Genomic DNA, 20316 nt, shown 5'->3' with positions numbered 1-20316 from the left:
GATTCCTTTTTACTCAACGTTGTCGATCACATTGGTCAGCCGGATCATGTGGCTGTCTTCCACTGCCGCTTCTTCCGGGCTGCTGGTTTCTTCGGCCTCGGACGGGTGGATCAGCGCTTCCAGACGAGCCTTGGTGGCGCGGAATTCCGGATCACCGAATTGCCGGGCAGAGCGCGGGCGCGGTACCGGCACTTCGATGACTTCCTGCACTTCACCCGGATGGGCCTTGAGTACCAGTATGCGGTCGGCCAGATAAATGGCTTCGTCCAGGTCGTGGGTGATGAACAGCACGGTGATATCGAGGTTTTTCCAGACATCCAGCAGGTGGCTCTGCATCTTGGCGCGAGTCTGAGCATCGAGTGCGCCAAATGGCTCATCCATCAGCAAAATGCGCGGCTCGTTCACCAGTGCCCGGGCAATCGCCACGCGCTGGCGCATGCCGCCCGATAGCTGGTGCGGATAGGCATCGGCGAATTTGGTCAGCCCCACCAGATCCAGCCACTGACGTGCCTTGCTTTCCGCCACGTTGCGGGTGTGGCCACTCATGAGCGGACCAAACATCACATTGCGTTTCACGCTCAACCACGGAAACAGCGAATAGCCCTGAAACACCATGCCGCGATCGCGTCCCGGGCCGCTGACGGGTTTGTCGTCGAGCAGAACCTGGCCGCCGGATTGCTTTTCCAACCCGGCCAGAATGCGGATCAGGGTGGATTTGCCGCAACCGGACGGACCGATCACGCACACGAATTCGCGTCGATGTACCTTGAAGTTGATATCGCGCAGGGCTTCGGTTTCGCCGCGCAGCGAGCGATAGCGCTTGCCCAGGTTTTTGACTTCCAGAATCACTTCGCGCTGGTAAATGCGGGAAAAACGCTCACGCACCTCTTCCGATTGATCGAGATAGCTGGGCAAGGGAGCAGGGGTCGTCATGGCGGCATCCTTATTTGCGATCCTGGATTTGATCCCAGGGGAAAAGCTTGCGTCCCAGGCGCCCCAGCAGCAGATCGGAGCCAAAGCCGATGATGCCGATGAGGATGATGGCGGCGTAGACATTTTCGAAATGCTGGTAGCGGGCCTGCTGGGTGATGTACCAGGTAATGCCGGAGCTGGTACCGATCAGTTCGGCCACGATCAGGTAAGTCCAGGCCCAGCCCAGCAGGATGCGCTGGTCGCGATAGAGGTCCGGCAAAATCCCCGGGATGACCACATGGGTGATCAGGTGCAGCCCGCGTGTGCCCAGGGTTTTGGCGGCTTCAATCAGGGTGTTTTCCAGCTTGCGCGTGGTATTGGCAATGATCAATACCTGCTGGAAAAACGTGCCGATGAAAATGATCGCGATCTTCGGCCCGTCATAGATGCCGAGTACGGCGACTGCCAGCGCACCAAACGCCGGGGCCGGCAGATAGCGGAAAAATTCGATAAAGGGTTCGTTCAGCCTGCCGAGGCTCGCGTAGGTGCCGCACAGAATGCCCAGCGGTACACCAATGCAGGATGAGATAAAGAAACCCCAGAAAATGATCTGGATACTGTGCCACAGGCTTTCATGCAGCCATGGCATGCCCCGGCCTTCCGGGGCTTTGGTAAAACCGGTGTACAACGCTTGCGCCACTTCGTGCGGAGCGGGCAGGTAAATCGGGTTGGCAGCGCTGCCGCTGGGCAGGGGCAGGCCCTGTTTTTTCATCTCGGCCAGTTGCTGCTCGAACTCGGGCCGATCCACCAGCATGCCGGTCTGGAAATAATCGACACCACCCACTTCTTCCACCAGCACCTTGGGGTGCCAGACAAAAGGCGCATAACTGACCACACACCAGACCAGTATTGGCAGAACAAATGAGCCGATGGTCAGCAGGGTGCGTGCGTGGCGCTGTTGCGCAAGGGTATCCAGCCAGCGGGTGATGGCGTTCATCGCAGGGTATCCTGTGTTCAAAAAATGGATCTAGTCGTGTGGTTCGCCACCGCTTGCTACGGCAAGCGGTGGGCAGCCTGGCAGGATTACTTGGCGTTGATGAAAGAAGAGTCCAGGTAGCTGTCGAGGTTTTCTGGCTTGGCGTAGACCTTGTTCACCACGTTGAAGGCATCCACGATCTTGGTCGAGCCGTACAGGGTCTTGAAGCCTTCGCCCTTCACATAAACCTTGCGGCCTTCAGCCAGAGACAAGAGCTTGGTGCCCTTGAGCAGCGGCAGGTATTCCTCCGGGCTGATGCCAGAACGGGCAGCCATGATCTTCACCGCATCGGGCTGGGTTTTCGGATCATTGATATAGCTCACCACCTTGTCCCAGACCTTGACGACCTTGACCCACTCGGCCTTGCGGTTCTTGGCGCTGGTCGGGTTGGCGGCCAGCACGTCATAGATCAGACCGGGTTCGTCAGCGGAGGTGTAAACAGGGTGAGATCCGGGAACCGCCTTCATGGCTTCACCGGCAACCGGCTGCCAGGCACCCACGGCGGCAATATCCGGTGCAGTCAGGATTTGCGGCATTTCATTGGTTTTGGCATTGACGATGGTGACGTCTGATTCCTTCAGACCGGCCTTTTTCAGGCCATTGAGTAACAGCAGATGCTCCACCAGGCCTTGTTCCACTGCCACTTTCTTGCCCTTCAAATCCTTGATGGATTTGATATTGGCCTTGCCCACCAGCATGTCATTGCCGTTGGAGTAGTCGGTCAGCATCAGCATCACGCTCTTGCCGCCGCCGGAGCCTGTGACCAGCGCATCGCCATTGGTCATGGTGACAGCATCGATCTTGCCGGCAGCAAAGGCATCCAGCGAGGCGGAATAATCAAACCACTCGAACTTCACATCGACGCCGGCTTCCTTGAACCAGCCCTTTTCAATGGCCACCTGCCAGGCCACCCAGCCCGGCCAATCGCTGTAACCGATTTTCAGCGGAGCAGCCATGGCGGAAATTGAACAGCCAGCTGCGATGATGGGTAGCGCCAGACGAGTAAGCCAGCGTTGCATGAAGCGTGAAGTAGAGCCTGTATTCATGGTAAACCCCCGTAGGTTGGTATTACGAAAACATACAAAAGTAATACTGACATCGGGTATGGAAGCAGGATGCGTGCCAAAACGGTTTTGATGATTTTATCTTTATGATTTTTATGAGTTTTGTTTGGATTTTATTTGAGGAGGAAAGCACAATGAGCAGCCGGGAGGCATTGTCTTGGTGCTGGTTGCACCAAGGTCGATCAGGAAGGCGGAATGGAAATAACTGCTGTGTTGTTTATCGATCGGGCCAATTGATGTACTTAAACCCCGGTTTCTACGCTTCGATCAACCTTATTTCCATGCCTATGCGACTACAATCTCGCTCGACTAGGCAACCGGATATTCGGGTTGCCGATTTTGTGTGGAGCTTTGTGCATGCAGATCAATTCTGTACTCATGCGTCGTTTGTGGTCGCATAAAAAAACCCTCGATAGCCTGAAGGTGGCGCTCGGCTTGGGCGGGGTTTTGGTGTTCAGCTTCGGTCTTGGGTACAAGAACTGGCTGGTTGGCTTGATCCTTGGCGTGATCGCCGCCGCTCTGGCAGAAACGCAGGATAGATTTGTTGGGCGCGTAAAATCACTTTTTGTGATGCTGCTCTGTTTTGCAGTAGTCGCGTTTTCTGTGCAATTGCTGTTCCCGTTTCCATGGTTGTTTGCTTTCGGGTTTGCCGGGGCGACCTTTTTGTTTGTAATGCTGGGTGCCATGGGCGAGCGTTACGCTACGATCGCTACAGCATCGGTTATTCTGGCCATCTATACCATGCTGGGTATCGCGCAGCATGCGGGTGGAGGCGAATCTTTCTGGCAGGAGCCGCTGCTTTTGCTCTCTGGTGCTGCGTGGTACGGCTGTATTTCGCTGTTGGCTGTTGTGCTGTTCCGGGATCAGCCTGTTCGCCAGGCTGTTGCCCAAGTGTTCGAGGCACTATCCATTTACTTGGAAATCAAGGCGCGCTTGCTTGAGCCTGTACGCGGGCGCGATGTCAATGCTTTGCGTATCGATCTGGCTACGCAAAATGGACGCGTGGTTGGGCTGATGAATCAGGCACGTCAAATCCTGGTGCAGTGGACGCAGTCTGGCCGTCCGGCACGAGGCAGTCGTCGTTTTTTGTTGTGGTATTTCTTGGCGCAGGATGTGCACGAGCGGACCAGTTCTTCACACCATCCTTATGCGGAACTGGCAGAGGCTTTTGCGCGCAGTGATGTGTTGTTTCGTGCGCAACGCGTGATGAATTTTCAATCAAAAGCCTGCAGGCAGCTCGGTGAGGCTATAGCGCAGGGTGAGGCTTTCTTTTATGCCCAGGAGGGCACCTTGGCTTATGAGGAGCTTGGCGCTTCTTTGGCGGCGGTACAGGCAGATGGCAAGCAGAAAAGAGCCATGATTGATTCGTTGGCCGATTTATGTCGTAACTTGAGCGCGATCGAGGCACGACTTGCACAAGCGGCCCAGCCGGAAGAGTTGGCCGAGTTGGAAGACAGTACATTGCGCGACGCTGATCCTCAGGGAGTTGCCGATATGTGGTCGCGGCTGCGGCAGCAGTTCACGCCGGCATCGCGCCGTTTCCGGCATGGCTTGCGCTTGTCGGTTGCTTTATTGCTGGGTTATGGATTGATTCATCTGCTGAATTTGCCTCAAGGATATTGGGTGATGCTGACGACGGTATTCGTTTGCCAGCCCAATTTCAGTAGCACTTGGGAGCGTTTGGGGCAGCGTATCAGCGGAACAGTGGCAGGTCTGCTTTTCACGGCTTTGTTCATTTCTGCTTTCCCGCATCCGCTGGCGCAGCTCTCGCTGCTCCTGGTAGCCGGCGTCGCATTCTTTGCTACACGTGCTGAGCGCTATGCTTTTGCAACGGCCTGCATCACCACGCTGGTCTTGTTGTGTTTCAATCAGTTCGGTAGCAGCTATGCGCTGGTATGGCCAAGGTTGCTGGATACCTTGTTGGGTTGTTTGCTTTCGGTCGGGGTGGTGGTGTTGATTCTGCCGGATTGGCAAAGCCGCCGCCTGCATGAGGTCATGGCGCATGCGCTTAATTCCACCGGTGCATATTTGCGTGAAATTCTGCGCCAGTATCACAGCGGGAAGATCGACGATATCCGTTACCGGATTGCCCGGCGCGAGGCGCACAATGCCGATGCGGAGCTTTCCAGCAGCCTGACCAGCATGCTGGGCGAGCCGGGGCGCTATAAGCTTACGCCGGATACTGCCTATCGATTCCTGTGCAGTAGCCACACCCTGTTGAGTTATGTGTCGGCGTTGGGCGCACACCGCGAACGTGTGCCGGCATGGCAGAACGAGGCAGCCATTTTCCAGCAGGAAGAACGCATTCACCGCAGGTTGACAGAAATTGCTGCCGCACTGGCTGCACATACCCATACACTAAACGAAATGCCCGAACCTTCAGAATCCCCGGATGTGCAGCTTGCATCAGAAATGGTTACGGACGCAGAACGCCGTGTCATGCGCCAGTTGGCCGTGATTGAATCATATTTGCCGGAGTTGGCTGATCTGGTGAGTGAAATCCCGAATTAAAGAGGCAGTGAGGTAGCCATGAAAACCATGGCAGGCTGGTGAAAAAGTCCGAGACACCCCATAGAAAATCGAAAATGTGCGGAGTCCCGGGTCGAAAAAGGATAAATCAGGCTCAAAACAGGCTGTTTTTGCCTATTTGTTGAGCAATTATCGGTGGCCTTCGAGTTTTATCCCACTCGAGAACGTTTTTCACCACCCTGCTAGAGTTCTTCAAGCAATTCATGCAATTTCTCGGCAGTCCGGAGTCTGCTGGTTGCATTTACTTCTGGGCGCAGGGTGAGTACGGATACCAAAAGGTTGAGCACGCTCATCGGCGCGGCATACGAATCGAATTGCGCCGATCCTTTTGTCTCGCAGACGATACGCCAGGTTGCGTCGAGCTCGCGTGCCGGCGTGGCGGCATCTGTCAGAACCAGTACCGGTATACCCACGCGATGCGCATGACGGGCGATCTGGGTCAGGATAGGTACGCGACGCCGGAATGCCAGGATGACGATCATGTCGTCCGGCGTAAATCCAGCCAGATCTTCCCCCACGGTCTGCCCGGCCTGCGGCAGCAGATGTACGCAATCCTTGAGTAGCACGAGCTGCCGCGCCAAATACTGCGCAAGGGCATGACTGTTGCGATAGCCGATAACGGCCACACGCCGAGCACGAGCCAGGCTTGTAATGGCAGGCTCAACAACGCCCGAGGAGAGCTTTTCAAAAGTTTGCGCCATGTTTTCCATATCGCGGCGCAGGTGTTCGCCGAATGCTTCTTCCGAGGCCGGCGACAAGCTGGGTGCCAGCTGGAAAGTCGGCGCACCCCAGCGCTGTGCCTCGCGCGCTTCCCGCCGCGCATCGGCGAAGGTTGGATACCCTACGCGCTGGATGAAGCGGGTGACCGCCGCCTTGGAGCTGCCCGCCATCGCCGCCAGTTCAGTCGCGGAATAGGTGGCAAGCAAGGCGGGCTGGGCGGTCAGCAACTCGGCCAGTTTGCGCTCGGAATCGGGCAGCGCCTCTGTGAGTGCTTCGATGCGTTCGTCGATGGGCTTGAAATTGCGCTTGATGGTTGTGCTCCCTGTCATGCTGGATCGCTCAGGCTGGCTCGATCATGCCTTTTGTTTCCACGATCAACCGGTAGGTTTCCGGTTCGCGGTGCAGGCCGAAGTTGAAAACATTGTCCTTGAGTTCGCGACAACGGTCGAGATCGCAGGTGGCGGTGATCAGTTCGTCTTCCACTGTGGAGCACATGGCGACGATTTCACCGGTTGGCGCGATAATGCAACTCTGTCCCAGCAGGTCGCAGCCTTCCTCCTTGCCAGCCTTGGCGATGCCGACGATCCACATGCCGTTCTGGTAGGCCCCCGCCTGCAGAACCAGATGGTTGTGGAATCCTTGCAGGTGATCGTGTTCTGGCACAGGCGGGTAATGGATCGGCGTGTTGTAACCGATGAAGGCCATTTCCACACCTTGCAAACCGAGTACGCGGTAGGTTTCCGGCCAGCGACGATCGTTGCACAGCGCCATCCCCATGATCCCGCTCATGGCACGAAACGCAGGAAACCCCAGATTGCCGCGCTCGAAATAGCGTTTTTCCAAGTGCTGGAAGGGGCGCCAGGGTTCGTTTTCGCGATGGCCTGGCAGGTGGACTTTGCGGTACTTGCCGACGATAGTGCCGGTCTTGTCGACCAGGATGGCGGTGTTGTAATGGTGTGGGCCATCCGCCTCCTGGGCGAGTTCGGCGTAACCCAGGTAGAAACCGATGCCAAGCTTTTTCGCTTCATCGAATAGCGCTTGTGTTTCCGGGCCGGGCATTTCGCGCTCGAACCAGCTGTCGATCTCGGCCTGCTCTTCGAAATACCAGCGTGGGAAAAAGGTGGTTAGCGCAAGTTCGGGGAAGGCAACGGTATCGCAACCACGCGCCTTGGCTTCGCGCATCAAGTCGATCATGCGTGCCACGACTTGGCGACGCGATTCATCACGGGCGATGGGGCCGAGTTGTGCAGCACCAACAATGGTTTTTCGGGTCATAGCGGATCTCCTGTGGGATGTACGGTGCCTGCCAGTTCGCACAATACGGCGAGCAACACGTTGGCTCCGGCTTCGATATGTTGGGGATGGGTGTACTCGCGTACGTTGTGGCTGATGCCGTCCACGCTTGGCACGAAAATCATCGCGGTCGGGCAGACTGCGGCCAGCATCTGCGCATCGTGACCGGCACCACTGGGCATGCGTCGGGTGGATAGCCCCATTGCAGTCGCGTGTCGTTCGATGCGCTCCGTCATGTCTGCTGCAAAAGGAACTGGCGCGAAACGGGCCAATTGGCGTGTGGTGATCTCCACCTGTTCGGCATTGCGCAAGATGTCGAGATGCGTCATCAGCCGGTTTTCGGCTAGGCGCAGGCGGGTTTCATCAGTGTTGCGCAGGTCCACGGTGAGCACAGCCCGGTTGGGCACCACGTTGACCAGATTGGGGAAGAATTCAATGCGCCCGACAGTGGCTACCTGATCACCGCCGATTTCATGCGCCAGTTCACGCACAAAATGGATGATCGAACCCGCTGCCCAGCCGGCATCGCAGCGCATCGCCATCGGCGTGGTGCCAGCATGGTTGGAGGTGCCAAGGATTTCGATCTCTGTCCACGAGATGCCCTGCACCGATTCGACCACGCCGATGTCGATCCCTTCGCGATCGAGTACCGGGCCTTGTTCGACATGCAGTTCGACAAAGGCGCGAGGCATCGTTGCAGGTACCGGCTCAGGGCCGTCATAGCCAATACGTATCAGATTCTCGGCAACAGTACTGTCATCGATGCCGTGTGTCTGCAGTGCGGTATCCAGTGGCAGTACGCCGGTGAAAACCAGGCTGCCCATCATGTCCGGCGCAAAACGCGCGCCTTCCTCATTGGTGAAGAAAGCCGCTGCCAGCGGAAATTCGGTCTCGATGCCGGCTTCGTTCAGAGTTGCGATCACCTCCAGTCCGGCCAGCACGCCCAGATTGCCGTCATAGCGACCGCCCGTGCGTACGGTGTCGATATGCGAGCCGGTCATTACTGCTGGTCCAGACTGGCGACCTGGGCGAGTGCCAACCACATTGCCGATAGCATCCACGGTAACGCGCAGGCCAAGTTCACGCATCCAGCCGCAAACCAGATCACGGCCGGCTTTGTCTTCATCGGACAGGGCCAGGCGTGCGCAACCGCCACCATCAATGGCGCCGATGGCCGCCAGCTGGGCGATGCGCGTCTGTAGACGCTCCCCGTTGATGTGCAGGTTCTTCATTCTGCACCACGCTCCACGCTGTTGGCACTACGGCCAACCAGTTGTTCATACAGGGCGGGGTCGGTGGCGCCCTCACTGCCAAACAGCAGTACTCTGCTATCCAGGCCCAGGCCTAATGTGGCAGCGACATCCGGCTGGCTTGTGGCCATCAATAGTCCGGCCAACCCAGCTACCGCCGATTCGCCGGCTGCAATCGGCATATCGTCAAAAGGCGTTTCAGCCAGCAGCCGCATGCAGGTCACGGCTGCTTCATCAGGCAATGTCAGGAAATCGCTGGTGCCAGCTTCAAGAATTTCCCAGGCGATGAGCGAGACCTCACCGCAGGCCAGGCCAGCCATCAGGGTGTCGAGATCACCGTGCACGGCGGTCGGCTTGCCTGCGCGTGCCGAGGCAAATAGGCAGGCCGCCTTGTCAGGCTCGACCACGATGAAGCGACCCCGCTTGTCGCCCAACCGTTCCCATAATTGGGCACAGACTGCAGCGGCCAATCCACCGACACCACCCTGGATAAAGACATGCGTGGGCGGCTCGGCTTCCGGCCACTGGCGCAAGGCTTCTTCCACCATTACCGAATAACCTTGCATGACATCTCGCGGCACATCGGTGTAACCGGGGTAGGAGGTATCGGAAACGACAAACCAGCCATTTTCCTTGGCTGCCACATCGGCAGCGCGGACCGCGTCATCGTAATTACCGGCTTCGCGGATCACCTGTGCGCCGTAGCGGGCAATCGCCGTGCGCCGACCTTCGGATACGGTGGCATGAATGAAGATCACGCATTGGCAGCCAAACACCTGCGCGCCCCAGGCAACCGAGCGGCCGTGGTTGCCATCGGTGGCACAAGTAACCGTGATTCTGGATACAACCTCCTGAAACTTACCGGCCAACAGATCGCGGCTGGTCGCCTGTTGGCCTGTCTGGCGAACAATCTCTTTCTTCAATAAGCGCAGTACCGCGTAGGCTCCGCCAAGTGCCTTGAAACTACCAAGCCCAAACCGACCGGCTTCATGCTTGTAGTGAATCGCGGCAACACCTGCTGCGGTTGCCAGTCCCGGCAAGTCAACCAATGGAGTGGGTGCATATCCCGGCCATTCGCTGATTTCCTGCATGGCCTCTGCATGTGCGGACAGGCTCAGAATAGGTTTCAGATGTTCAGGATAAGTACCTTGTTGTACCTTGGGGTTGGCACAATGTTCGAGTGGAAGGTTAGTAAGGGTATTGAGTAACGTATTCATATATGTTCCAGGATCTGGTGCATTCAAGCGAAATGGCAGGCGACAAGGTGAGTGTCATTTCCGGCCAAATGGGGGGATTTGTCGGCACATTCCGGGCGTGCCATCGGGCAACGTGTGCGGAAGGTGCAACCGGAGGGTGGATTGGCTGGACTGGGTAGGTCACCTTTGAGCAGGATGCGTTCGGCTTTGCTGTGTGAGCCGACTTTGGGGACGGCAGAAAGCAATGCGCGGGTGTAAGGGTGGCGTGGATTACCATAAATTTCGGCAACCGGGCCGATCTCGACGATGCGTCCGAGATACATCACCGCCACGCGGTGGCTGATGTGGCGCACGACGGCCAGATCGTGGGCGACGAACAGGTAGGAAAGCTGCATATCTTCCTGCAGCTCTTCGAGCAGGTTGATCACCTGGGCCTGGATCGACACATCCAGCGCTGAAACCGGCTCATCGCATACGATCAGCTTGGGGCGCAATGCCAGTGCGCGGGCGATGCCCAGACGCTGGCGCTGGCCGCCGGAGAATTCGTGCGGGTATTTGCGCATGGCATCAGGAGCAAGACCGACACGCTTGAATAGATCGGCTACGCGAGCGGGACCGTCAATATTGTCCCAACCGAAATTGCGCAGCGGCTCGGCCACGATGTCGCCGGCGCGCATGCGTGGATTGAGCGAAGCGTAGGGATCCTGAAACACCATCTGCATCTCGCGACGGCAGGCGTGGAAACGATGCCTGGGCAATTGGGCGACATCCCTGCCTTCAAGCAGAATTTCGCCCGCAGTGGGTTCGATCAGGCGTAGCAGCGCCTTGGCAGCGGTGGATTTGCCGCAGCCGGATTCGCCTACCAGGCCCAGGGTTTCGCCTTCATTCAGCACAAAGGAAATACCGTCCACGGCCTTGATGGGCGGGCCAGCACGCCAGCCTTTGCGAGTTGGATAATGCTTGATCAGATTTCTTACTTCGAGCAATGGCGGACGAATCCCAGTTGCGAAAGCGGATTGCGTGTTGGCTGCAGAAGCCAGTGAGGGTGTGCTCATGCCAGAACTCCATGAAAAGCTTCGCCAGCCCGGAAACAGGCTGCACGGTGCGACGGCAACGTCGTATCCACGGCGGCTAATGCGGGAATGGCGTGATGACAGTGTTCCTGTGCCACGCTGCAACGCGGTGCAAAACGGCAGGCTGTGGCGGCCTGCTTGAGCGAGGGCACCATGCCAGGGATTTCCGCCAGCCGCCGGTGGCCGGCCACCAGGGGAGCGTCCAGATCGGGCATCGCGCCGAGCAGACCGCGGGTATAGGGATGACAAGGCCGGGCAAAGAGTTCGTCTGTCGAGGCCTCCTCGACCTTGTTACCGGCATACATAACCACGACACGGTCGCAGCTTTCGGCGACCACGCCCAGATCGTGCGTAATCAGAACGATGGCAGTGCCCATCTCGCGGCGCAGACGGTCGAGCAAGTCCATGATCTGGGCTTGGATGGTGACGTCGAGCGCGGTGGTGGGTTCGTCTGCGATCAATACGGCCGGATTGCATGCCAATGCCAAAGCAATCATCGCGCGCTGGCGCATGCCGCCGGAGAACTGGTGTGGATATTCGCGCACACGTCGCTGTGGGTCGGGAATGCCGACCAGATCGAGCATTTCCGTTGCGCGGGTCCAGGCTGTGCGCTTGGCCAGCTTCTGGTGCAGCATCAGCACCTCGGCGATCTGTTCCCCGATGGTGAGCACCGGATTCAGCGAGGTCATCGGATCCTGGAAGATCATCGAAATTGCATTGCCACGCAGTTCGCGCATGCGGGCTTCGCTGGCAGTGAGCAACTCCTCGCCGCGAAAACGTATCGAGCCACTGGCATACATCGTGGGCGGGCCAGGTAACAGGCGCAGTACCGACATCGCCGTTACACTCTTGCCACAGCCAGATTCGCCGACAATGCCCAGCATCTCGCCCGGCTGCAGTTGCCAGGACACGCCGTCGACAGCGCGCACGATACCGTCCGGACTGACAAAAGCGATGTGCAAATCATCCACTTCTAGGATGGGGGCGCTAGGGGAAGTCATCGAATGGGTCATGGGCGTTTCTCTCAAAGCTTCTTGGCGATGCGCGGATCGAGCAGATCACGCAGTCCGTCGCCGACCAGATTGACCGCCAGCACCGTCAAACCGAGGAACAGGCCCGGGTAGAGAATCGTGCCGTAGGCAAGCTGCACTACCGAGCGGCCTTCGGCCATCATGTTTCCCCAGCTCGGCACTTCCGGCGGCGTGCCGGCACCGAGGAAGCTCAGGTAGGCTTCGAAGATCATGGCCGAGGCCCAGATGAAGCTGGCTTGCACAATCAACGGGGTGAGCAGGTTGGGAATCACATGCCGCACCAGGATCAGTGGCAGTCGGGTCCCTACGGCTTGTGCGGCCTGGATATAGGGCTGTTCGCGAATCGTCAGTACCAGCGAGCGCACCAAGCGGACCACGCGCGGGATTTCCGGCAAGGCAATGGCGATGACTACGGTGGTAACGCTGGCCTTGATTAGAGTCATCAGTGCCACAGCGAGCAGGATGCCGGGAATGGCCATCATGCCGTCCATGACGCGCATGATCAGTGCGTCCGCAATCCGTAAATAACCGGCAACCGTACCGATCAGGATGCCGACTATGCTTGCCAGTAATGCCACGGAAAGCCCCACCAGCAGCGAGACGCGGGCGCCATATAACGTGCGTGAGAAAATATCGCGGCCCAGGGCATCGGTGCCAAACAGGTACTCGGTGGAGGGCGGCTTGAGGCGCATCACCACGTTCATCTCGGTCGGATCGTGACTGGCGATCCAGGGCGCCAGCAGGGCCACGGCCAGCATGGCCAGCAACAACAGTGCACCGGCAACGAGTACTGGGTGGCGCAGCGCAAAATTCAACGACTGTGGCCGCTGCCGATGCCGCTCGAGGCGGTTTTCCAGCGTGGCGATCAGGGTGTTTTCCATCATGCGGATTCCTTTTACGCGGCTCAGTAACGGATACGGGGATCGAACAGGCCGTACAGCAGATCGGTGATCAGGTTGATGGCGACATAGGCGGAGGCCGTCACCAGCACGATGCCCTGGATCACCGGGTAGTCGCGGCGCAGGATCGAATCGACGGTCAGGCGGCCGATGCCGGGAATGGCGAACACGCTCTCGGTGACGATCACCCCGGATAACAACATGGCGATGCCCAGGCCAATGGTGGTAACGATGGGAACAGCCGCATTTTTGAGCGCGTGACGCAGCAGCAGGCGCCGACTCGACAATCCTTTGGCACGTGCGGTACGGATATAGTCTTCGTTCAGCACTTCGAGCATGGTCGAGCGGGTCATGCGTGCCAGCAGCGCCATGTAGATCAACCCACCGCTGATGACGGGCAGCGCGAGATGACGGATAAACGGGATGAAGCCATCGGAAAGGCTCTTGAAGCCTTGTACCGGAAACCAGCCAATGTGGGTGGAGAAGCCATAAACCAGGCTATAGCCGATTACGAATACCGGCAGAGAGAAGGCCGCCACGGCCAGTCCAGAGATGGTGCGGTCGATCCAGGTACCCGCCTTCCAGGCAGCGAGGATACCCATTGGTAGAGCGAACACTACCGCGAACAACATGGTCAGCACTGACACCCACAACGTCGGTTCCACGCGTTGCATGATCATCTCGGCGACCGGCATGCCGGTAAACACGGAAATACCGAAATTGCCTTGCAAGATCTGTCCTAGCCAGCTCAAAAACTGTTCCGGCAACGGACGATCCAGGCCTAGCGTGTGGCGGATATGTTCGATGTCCTGCGCACTGGCAGTGTCTCCGGCGATAATCACGGCGGGATCGCCCGGCGAAAGACGCAGCAGCAGAAAGACGATGATCGCGACAACGGCGAGCACCGGGATTACCGCCAGAATGCGCTTGATCAGGTAGTTCATGTTCGGATTTCCGCAGGGTGTGTTCAATTGGGGCGGCGCACGGCCGCCCCGGCTACGCGTTTATTTCTTTTCAATATTCCACATCACCGGCACCCCGACATTGAGCACACCGCTCAGATTGGCGCGATAGGCCATTGGTTGGAAGAATTGGCCGAAATTGACATACGGAACAACGTCATACATGCGCTTCTGCAGCTCGTCGGTGATCTTCTTACGCTTGGTAGCATCGCCTTCTGCTACCCAGGCTGCGCGCAGTGATTCCAGCTTCTCATCGCATGGCCAACCAGATGGCGCCTTGTCGCAGTTGGCTTGGGCATAGGCATTCACGGCAGGCGAGAAGACGTCGGCACCTACTGAGAATGTATGGAAAATGTGCCAGCCATCCTTCTTCGAGCGGCGAGCCAGCAGCGTGCTCCAATCCATTGCTTGGGCCTCAACGTTGACACCGATCTTTTTCAGGTTCTGGATGGTGACCATGGCCGCAGCGGCCTGCACAGGTGGCTCAGAGGGTGCCAGCACCACGATTTTTTCGCCCTTGTAGCCAGCTTCCTGCAGTAGTTGTTTAGCTTTTTCCAGATTTTGCCCCTTTGTGTAAGGGGCAGCGCCTGCAGTACTGTCATTCACGCTGCCGCACATGAAATAAGCGGTGCAGGTCTTGTGACGATAGTTCGCCGGGAAACCGGCGGCGGCCAGGTATTCGTCCTGATTGACCAGATAGATCAGTGCCTGGCGGGCCTTGGGATTGTCGAACGGTGCTGCCAGATGGTTAGGGCGCAGCCAGCCCTGATTGCCCAAGGAGTCGGTGGCAAGCTTGATCTTGGCATCGCCGGAGAGCTTAGGAATGAAGTCGGCAGGTGGAAGTTCGTAGACATCCATCTCGCCACTGGTGAAAGCTGATAGTGCGGTGTTCTGGTCCGGGATGTAGTTCCATTCGACGCGATCGACCTTCACGACTTTACCGCCCGCCAAGCCATCTGCCGGCTCCTTGCGCGGCACATAATGCGGGTTCTTTACGTAGACCACCTTGCTGCCCGGCACCCATTCATCGCGCTTGAACATGAAGGGGCCGGAACCGGTTGTGTCTTTGATCTGTTCGTTCGGGTCAGTCGCAGCCACGCGCTCCGGCATCATGAACGGTACGTTGGACGAGGGCTTGCCCAGCATTTCCAGTACCGGACCGAACGATTCCTTCAGCACAATGGCGAAACTGCTGGCATCTGTCGCCTTGATCTCGCCGATTGCGGCAAACAGCAGACGGCCAGAGACATCCTTTGCACCCCAGCGCTTGAGCGAGGCCACGCAGTCTGCAGCCGTCACCGGCGTGCCATCGCTCCACTTCAACCCGTCACGCAGTTTGAATGTCCAGGTTTTCTTGTCAGGGGACACTTTCCAGGTATCGACCATCTGCGGCTTCACGGCACCCTTCGCGTTCTGCGAGAACAGGGTGTCGTAGATCATGTAGCCGTGGTTGCGGGTGATATAGGACGGGTTCTGGATCGGATCGAGAATCTTCAGATCGCCCTGCGGAATCATGTGGATGGTGGCCGCCATGGCTGGCACGGCAGTGAGTGCCGCAACAGAGAATAGGCAGGTGGCTAGAAGTCGGGTGCGGAAGCGTGCTGGCAAGGTCATGACTGGCTCCTGGATGTTGGCTGAAAAGTGTTTTTTTTTCGGCCCGTTTCCCGGGCCTGCGAAATCACTCTAAAACATAAATTTCACTAATGTCAAATTGAAAAATATGTTTCCAAAAGGGTGCGGGATGCCCGTTTTCCTGCACTGGTGTGGTGCTGATTAAGTCAATGAAAAATAATGTAAAAAACGAATTATTTGTGTGGATGTTGGAGTGCGCACATTATTGGCGCAATCTCATGTTGGTATGGCGAAAACCAACCTGCTAACTCTGTAAACACACCAAAATCAACCTTCCCATCTTCTTGATTGCATGCGCTTGGATTTGAGGTGGCCTGAAATCCGCAGGCACGCCTGTTTGGTAAACTTTGAACCAACAGGAGTGGGGTATGAGCAAGAGCGTAGCGCAAAGCTATACGCCGGAATTCCGTGTGGAGGTGATAAAGCTGGTGCTTGAGCAGGGATTTTCAGTGGCAGAAGCCACAGTGCGACCGAATATGAATCAGGGTACGCGGGCGTATTAGGTCGAAACTTCTACCCCTAGGGTGGCGATTACGCCACTTACGGATGGTCGGAAGCGTAACGCCATAGCGCTCGGCCAACACCGGGTTGGAAACAGAGGCAGGCGCGGCCTGGATTTCAGCGCGGATGGCAGGTGTGGTACGGGCTTGTTTGTGTAATCAGACGATCATAATCTCTGAGCCTTGAGGCCTGCCAGAAAACTACCCAAAACTTCGCGCGCAGTGGCAAATTTCAGGATACGTTGCGAGATATGATCGTACGAAACTAGACGCATAGTGCGTACACGAGACAGAAAAACAAAAAGCCCAATCGGTAAAGATTGGGCTAAGTGCTTGATTCCAAATGGAGGCGGGTGGCGGAGTCGAACCGCCCTAAACGGATTTGCAATCCGCTGCATAACCGCTTTGCTAACCCGCCGTTAGCGTGAATAAAAAGGGAAAGTCTACTGCTTTCCCTTTTTATCTTTAAACTGGAGCGGGAGACGAGTCTCGAACTCGCGACCTCAACCTTGGCAAGGTTGCGCTCTACCAACTGAGCTACTCCCGCATGGAGTTGTCAGGACAATGCAGATTTTTATTTGGAGCGGGAGACGAGTCTCGAACTCGCGACCTCAACCTTGGCAAGGTTGCGCTCTACCAACTGAGCTACTCCCGCTTCGTTTCTGCGCTGTGTCCTGCAGCAGAGGACGCGAATTATGGTGATCCGCTGCTTGGGTGTCAAGCGCTTTTTCCTAAAATACTTGAAGAGTGGCGGATGTCGCCATTGCAGTACGTTTGTTCTGGTGCATTCAGAGCGGAGGCGGGTGGCTTGGTGTTGTATGGTTCCGGAATTGCGCTGGCAAATTTCAAATCCGTCAATTCCTGTGCCATTATTCAAGGCTGTTCAGGGATGGATTGCAGATGAGCCAAAACAAGGTTTGGCGGGATACGCGATCTGCGCGGCGTGTGCCCGTTCAATTCAAAGCCAAGATCAAGACGGATTATCCCGGGCCGACAGAATATGGCGAATGTACTGATCTGAGTGTGGGCGGCATGACGCTGCGTACCAGCTATGTGCCGCGGCCGCAGGAGGAGTTTGAAGTCTGTCTGGTTCCGCTGCGCATGTCGGCAGCGCCTGTTATGCCTTTCAGTGCCCGGGTCAAGGTTGTGCGCTGTCATGAAATCGAAAGCGGGCAGGTCTATGAACTTGGTTTGCGCATTCTTGAGGTGCTGAAATGAGGCATTGGCTGGTCGGAATTTGCCTGGGTTTGTATGCCATTGCCTGTCAGGCAGCCATTCTGGATGATCCGATAGAGGTTACGGTGGGGAGCGAGAGCGACCACGTCGTGCTGTCTGCCCATTTCTTTGTCCCGGTCTCCCGCGAGCAAGCCTGGGGTGTGTTGGTGGATTTCGAACGCATGCCCGGCTTTTTGCCCTACCTCAAGGAAAGCAAGGTGCTTTTCCGGCGCGGCAATCTGTTGAGGGTGCAGCAGAAGGGTGTTGTGCCGATTGCCTTTTTCGATGTCGGATATACCTCGGTACGCGATATCGAGCTGTTCCCCTTTTCCGAAATCTACGCCACCACCGTGGGCGGGGATTCAGGATTGACCCGTAGCGTATCGCGCCTGTTGCAAGGTGATCGGATGACCGAGATCGATTACAAGGCTTCCTGGTGGCCGACTTCCAGCATGCTGGCGAATTACGGCATGACGACAGCGCGTGATCTGCTTGCCCGGCAATTCAATGCCATGCGTACGGAAATGCTTAAACGCAGTGCTGGTAAATAAAAACACCGTATTGCCATTTCTGATTCAATTGCGTGGATGGGCCGGCATCGGCATCATTGCGCCTTTCTTTTGTTGGCGGCAGGCATGAGAACCATTGCTCTCAAGGTTGAAATTGCGACATTGCGCGGCATGCGCGAGGGCGTGCCACGCTTGCTCGAACTCTTTGCCGCCAAGGATGTGGGTGCCACTTTCCTGTTCAACCCCGGCAAGGACCACAGCGGGCGCGCGCTTGGCCGCATTCTTGCCAATGCCTGGGGCCGGAAAGTCTGCCGACCAAAATTGCGTGAACAGTATGATCTGGCTGCCCTGTTTTACGGTACCTTGCTCCCTGCGCCGGAAATTGGCTGGCGGGGTGCAGAGATCCTGCTGCAGGCAGAGCATGCAGGGTTCGAGCTGGGTATTTCATGCTGGAATGTACTGGCTGCGCGCAAGCGCCTCGCTGGCGCAGATGCGGCCTGGACGCAGATTCAGATCAGGCAGGCATGCAAGCAGTTTGCAGAAGTTATCGGCCATGCGCCTGCCACGCATGGTGCTGCGGGCTGGCAAATGAATCGTGCGGCGTTCCGCCTGCTGCAACGAGAAGGCATGGCCTATTGCTCCGATACGTACGGGAGTGGCCCGTTCTGGCCAATGGTGGCGGGTGAGCCGGTTCGCTGCGTGCAACTGCCAACGACGCTACCCTTGCTGGATACCTTGGCTGCGGAAAGTGACAACAAGCTGGATGTCGGGGTGACGAAGCTGCTGGCGACAACCGAAGCCGAACAGCGCTATGGCCATGTATTCACGTTGCGCGCTGATCTGGAGGGGCTGGCCTGGCTGCCTTATCTGGAACGGTTGATCGATGGCTGGCAGGCACAAGGTTATCGTTTGATCGCGTTGAGGGATCTGCATGCGGTACTTGATCTGGGCGCGCTGCCTTATCACGCCGTGGATTTGCCGGCCGTAGATAGCCAGAAGATTTGTACCAGGCAGGGGGAAAACTATCCGGCCTGAGGCAGGCCGGATAGTCGGATGCGGGATTGCTTGGCAATCAGGATGCCGTATTGCCTTGTTTGACCACCTTGAGTGCCGTGGCCACCATGCCCGCGACATCGGCGGCATTAGCCGGCAGCAGCATGGTATTGCTTTCCTTGGCCAGATTGCTGAAGGCATCGATGTACTGCTCCGCAACCTTCAGGTTCACCGCTTCCATGCCGCCGGGCTGGCGTACGGTCTGCGCCACCATATGAATGGCTTCGGCCGTGGCACGCGCCACCAGCTTGATGGCCTCGGATTCGCCCTCGGCGCGATTGATGGCTGCTTGCCGATCACCCTGTGACTGGTTGATTGCGGCCTGCATTTCACCTTCCGAGCGCTGGATTGCGGCCTGGCGCTCACCTTCGGCCAAGTTGATCTGCTCCTGGCGCACACCTTCTGATTGGGCGATGCGCGCGCGTTTTTCCCGTTCGGCCGTGATCTGCTGCTGCATGGCATGCAGAATTTCCTTGGGCGGAGTCAAGTCCTTGATCTCATAGCGCAATACCTTGACGCCCCAGCTCAGCGCAGCCTCGTCGAGCGCCGCGACCACGGCGCGGTTGATGTCGTCGCGTTCCTCGAAAGTCTTGTCCAGTTCCAGTTTGCCGATGACCGAACGCAGCGTGGTCTGCGCGAGTTGGGTAATTGCAACGATATAGTTGCTGGAGCCATAGGAAGCCTGCTTGGGGTCGGTAACCTGGAAATACAGAATGCCGTCGACCTGCAGTTGCGTATTGTCCTTGGTGATGCAGACCTGGCTTGGCACGTCGAGCGGCACTTCCATCAGCAGATGGCGATAGGCGACCCGATCAATGAAAGGCAATACGAAATTGAGGCCAGGCTCCAGCACGGCATGAAAACGCCCGAGTCGCTCAACCACCCACGCATGTTGCTGCGGAACGATCTTGATGGTTTTTGCGACAAAAATGATGGCGATAACCAGAAAAACGGCGGCAAATTCTAGGGGCATCAGCTTGGCTCCGGTGGTTGATGATGAAGAAGCAGGGTGGTGCCGCGAACGGCAACGATGTAGTAGTGGCTATGGCCGCTTTCTGCGTCATCGGTCAGTTCCGCATCCCACTGGCTGCCGCGGTGTTGCACGCGCAACAGCTTGTTGTTGTGCCAGTCGATAACCATCACACGCTGGCCAACGTCGAGGAAATCATGGGTTGTGGGATGAGGTTGCCTGCTGCGCCAGCGTCGCAACAGAATGGCAACAATGATACTGATCGTGGCGGCGATACTGATTTGCAGGGGAAATGAAAACCCCAGCCAGGCTGCGAGTGAACCGCAAGCAAAACCGATGGCCAGTGCCAGCATGAAGAATGTTCCGGTCAGCATTTCCATGCCGGCCAGAATAAGGGCCAGAATCAGCCAGATACTGGTGTTGGACAGCACGCTCATGGCTCCGAAAACATTTGAATTGCTTTTATAGCCGA

The 20316-nt window shown here is 57.3% G+C and carries 19 protein-coding genes and 3 tRNA genes; 5 read left to right on the top strand and 17 right to left on the bottom strand.

The window, feature by feature from the left end:
- Positions 1–9: 9 nt before the first annotated feature.
- The 3 genes from AC0KVQ_RS06815 to AC0KVQ_RS06805 form a co-directional block, all read right to left on the bottom strand.
- A complete protein-coding gene (locus tag AC0KVQ_RS06815; RefSeq protein ID WP_473420393.1) occupies positions 10–933 on the bottom strand; it encodes an ABC transporter ATP-binding protein in 924 nt (307 codons plus the stop codon).
- Positions 934–943: 10 nt separating this feature from the next.
- Positions 944–1909 (bottom strand): ABC transporter permease, encoded by a 966-nt coding sequence (locus AC0KVQ_RS06810; RefSeq protein ID WP_473420392.1) that lies wholly within the window; start codon positions 1907–1909, stop codon positions 944–946.
- An 86-nt stretch (positions 1910–1995) separates the two neighbouring features.
- A complete protein-coding gene (locus AC0KVQ_RS06805; RefSeq protein WP_473420391.1) occupies positions 1996–2994 on the bottom strand; it encodes an ABC transporter substrate-binding protein in 999 nt (332 codons plus the stop codon).
- Between the two features lie 375 nt (positions 2995–3369).
- On the opposite strand from AC0KVQ_RS06805, the gene yccS reads away from it, so the two are divergent.
- Entirely contained in the window at positions 3370–5523 is a 2154-nt protein-coding gene (yccS, locus tag AC0KVQ_RS06800) for a YccS family putative transporter (RefSeq protein WP_473420390.1), read from the top strand.
- Positions 5524–5723: 200 nt separating this feature from the next.
- On the opposite strand, the gene AC0KVQ_RS06795 is transcribed toward yccS, so the two are convergent.
- The 9 genes from AC0KVQ_RS06795 to AC0KVQ_RS06755 are packed head-to-tail and all read right to left on the bottom strand — an operon-like array spanning position 5724 to position 15579.
- Entirely contained in the window at positions 5724–6590 is an 867-nt protein-coding gene (locus AC0KVQ_RS06795; protein ID WP_473420389.1) for a MurR/RpiR family transcriptional regulator, read from the bottom strand.
- A 10-nt stretch (positions 6591–6600) separates the two neighbouring features.
- Positions 6601–7536 carry an N-carbamoyl-D-amino-acid hydrolase gene (locus AC0KVQ_RS06790; protein ID WP_473420388.1) on the bottom strand — a complete coding sequence of 312 codons (936 nt, stop codon included), beginning with the start codon at positions 7534–7536 and terminating at the stop codon, positions 6601–6603.
- Positions 7533–8786, bottom strand: a complete 1254-nt coding sequence (locus tag AC0KVQ_RS06785; RefSeq protein WP_473420387.1) for a Zn-dependent hydrolase — start codon at positions 8784–8786, stop codon at positions 7533–7535. Before AC0KVQ_RS06785 ends, AC0KVQ_RS06790 begins: the two co-directional genes overlap by 4 nt.
- The gene (locus tag AC0KVQ_RS06780; protein WP_473420386.1) at positions 8783–10021 is read right to left on the bottom strand and encodes a diaminopropionate ammonia-lyase; all 1239 of its coding nucleotides are present in this window, start codon (positions 10019–10021) and stop codon (positions 8783–8785) included. The genes AC0KVQ_RS06785 and AC0KVQ_RS06780 overlap by 4 nt, the downstream gene beginning before the upstream one ends.
- A gap of 23 nt (positions 10022–10044) precedes the next feature.
- Positions 10045–11055, bottom strand: a complete 1011-nt coding sequence (locus AC0KVQ_RS06775; protein ID WP_473420385.1) for an ABC transporter ATP-binding protein — start codon at positions 11053–11055, stop codon at positions 10045–10047.
- The gene (locus AC0KVQ_RS06770) at positions 11052–12086 is read right to left on the bottom strand and encodes an ABC transporter ATP-binding protein (protein WP_473420384.1); all 1035 of its coding nucleotides are present in this window, start codon (positions 12084–12086) and stop codon (positions 11052–11054) included. Before AC0KVQ_RS06770 ends, AC0KVQ_RS06775 begins: the two co-directional genes overlap by 4 nt.
- A gap of 11 nt (positions 12087–12097) precedes the next feature.
- Positions 12098–12988 carry an ABC transporter permease gene (locus AC0KVQ_RS06765; protein ID WP_473420383.1) on the bottom strand — a complete coding sequence of 297 codons (891 nt, stop codon included), beginning with the start codon at positions 12986–12988 and terminating at the stop codon, positions 12098–12100.
- A 20-nt stretch (positions 12989–13008) separates the two neighbouring features.
- Entirely contained in the window at positions 13009–13947 is a 939-nt protein-coding gene (locus AC0KVQ_RS06760; protein ID WP_473420382.1) for an ABC transporter permease, read from the bottom strand.
- 60 nt (positions 13948–14007) lie between these two features.
- Positions 14008–15579 (bottom strand): ABC transporter substrate-binding protein, encoded by a 1572-nt coding sequence (locus AC0KVQ_RS06755; protein ID WP_473420381.1) that lies wholly within the window; start codon positions 15577–15579, stop codon positions 14008–14010.
- 386 nt (positions 15580–15965) lie between these two features.
- Between AC0KVQ_RS06755 and AC0KVQ_RS06750 the strand changes: the two genes are divergently transcribed.
- Positions 15966–16100 (top strand): transposase, encoded by a 135-nt coding sequence (locus AC0KVQ_RS06750; RefSeq protein WP_473420380.1) that lies wholly within the window; start codon positions 15966–15968, stop codon positions 16098–16100.
- Positions 16101–16441: 341 nt separating this feature from the next.
- Here the strand turns inward: AC0KVQ_RS06750 and AC0KVQ_RS06745 are convergent.
- The 3 genes from AC0KVQ_RS06745 to AC0KVQ_RS06735 all read right to left on the bottom strand — a co-directional run bounded on the left by AC0KVQ_RS06745 (position 16442) and on the right by AC0KVQ_RS06735 (position 16752).
- Positions 16442–16515, bottom strand: a tRNA-Cys gene (locus AC0KVQ_RS06745).
- Between the two features lie 53 nt (positions 16516–16568).
- A tRNA-Gly gene (locus AC0KVQ_RS06740) sits at positions 16569–16644 on the bottom strand.
- A gap of 32 nt (positions 16645–16676) precedes the next feature.
- Positions 16677–16752, bottom strand: a tRNA-Gly gene (locus AC0KVQ_RS06735).
- Between the two features lie 245 nt (positions 16753–16997).
- Here AC0KVQ_RS06735 and AC0KVQ_RS06730 point away from each other — a divergent pair.
- The 3 genes from AC0KVQ_RS06730 (at position 16998) to AC0KVQ_RS06720 (ending at position 18856) form a co-directional block, all read left to right on the top strand.
- Positions 16998–17315 carry a PilZ domain-containing protein gene (locus AC0KVQ_RS06730; protein ID WP_473420379.1) on the top strand — a complete coding sequence of 106 codons (318 nt, stop codon included), beginning with the start codon at positions 16998–17000 and terminating at the stop codon, positions 17313–17315.
- Positions 17312–17863 carry an SRPBCC family protein gene (locus tag AC0KVQ_RS06725; protein ID WP_473420378.1) on the top strand — a complete coding sequence of 184 codons (552 nt, stop codon included), beginning with the start codon at positions 17312–17314 and terminating at the stop codon, positions 17861–17863. The genes AC0KVQ_RS06730 and AC0KVQ_RS06725 overlap by 4 nt, the downstream gene beginning before the upstream one ends.
- Before the next feature lie 84 nt (positions 17864–17947).
- Entirely contained in the window at positions 17948–18856 is a 909-nt protein-coding gene (locus AC0KVQ_RS06720; protein ID WP_473420377.1) for a polysaccharide deacetylase family protein, read from the top strand.
- 37 nt (positions 18857–18893) lie between these two features.
- On the opposite strand, the gene AC0KVQ_RS06715 is transcribed toward AC0KVQ_RS06720, so the two are convergent.
- Positions 18894–19847 carry an SPFH domain-containing protein gene (locus AC0KVQ_RS06715; RefSeq protein ID WP_473420376.1) on the bottom strand — a complete coding sequence of 318 codons (954 nt, stop codon included), beginning with the start codon at positions 19845–19847 and terminating at the stop codon, positions 18894–18896.
- Entirely contained in the window at positions 19847–20281 is a 435-nt protein-coding gene (locus AC0KVQ_RS06710; RefSeq protein ID WP_473420375.1) for an NfeD family protein, read from the bottom strand. Before AC0KVQ_RS06710 ends, AC0KVQ_RS06715 begins: the two co-directional genes overlap by 1 nt.
- Positions 20282–20316: the final 35 nt, after the last annotated feature.

The organism is Formivibrio sp. oc-25, assembly GCF_055810895.1.
The sequence above is the reverse complement of the archived record's forward strand: the minus strand, read 5'-3'. Positions and strand labels throughout refer to the sequence as shown.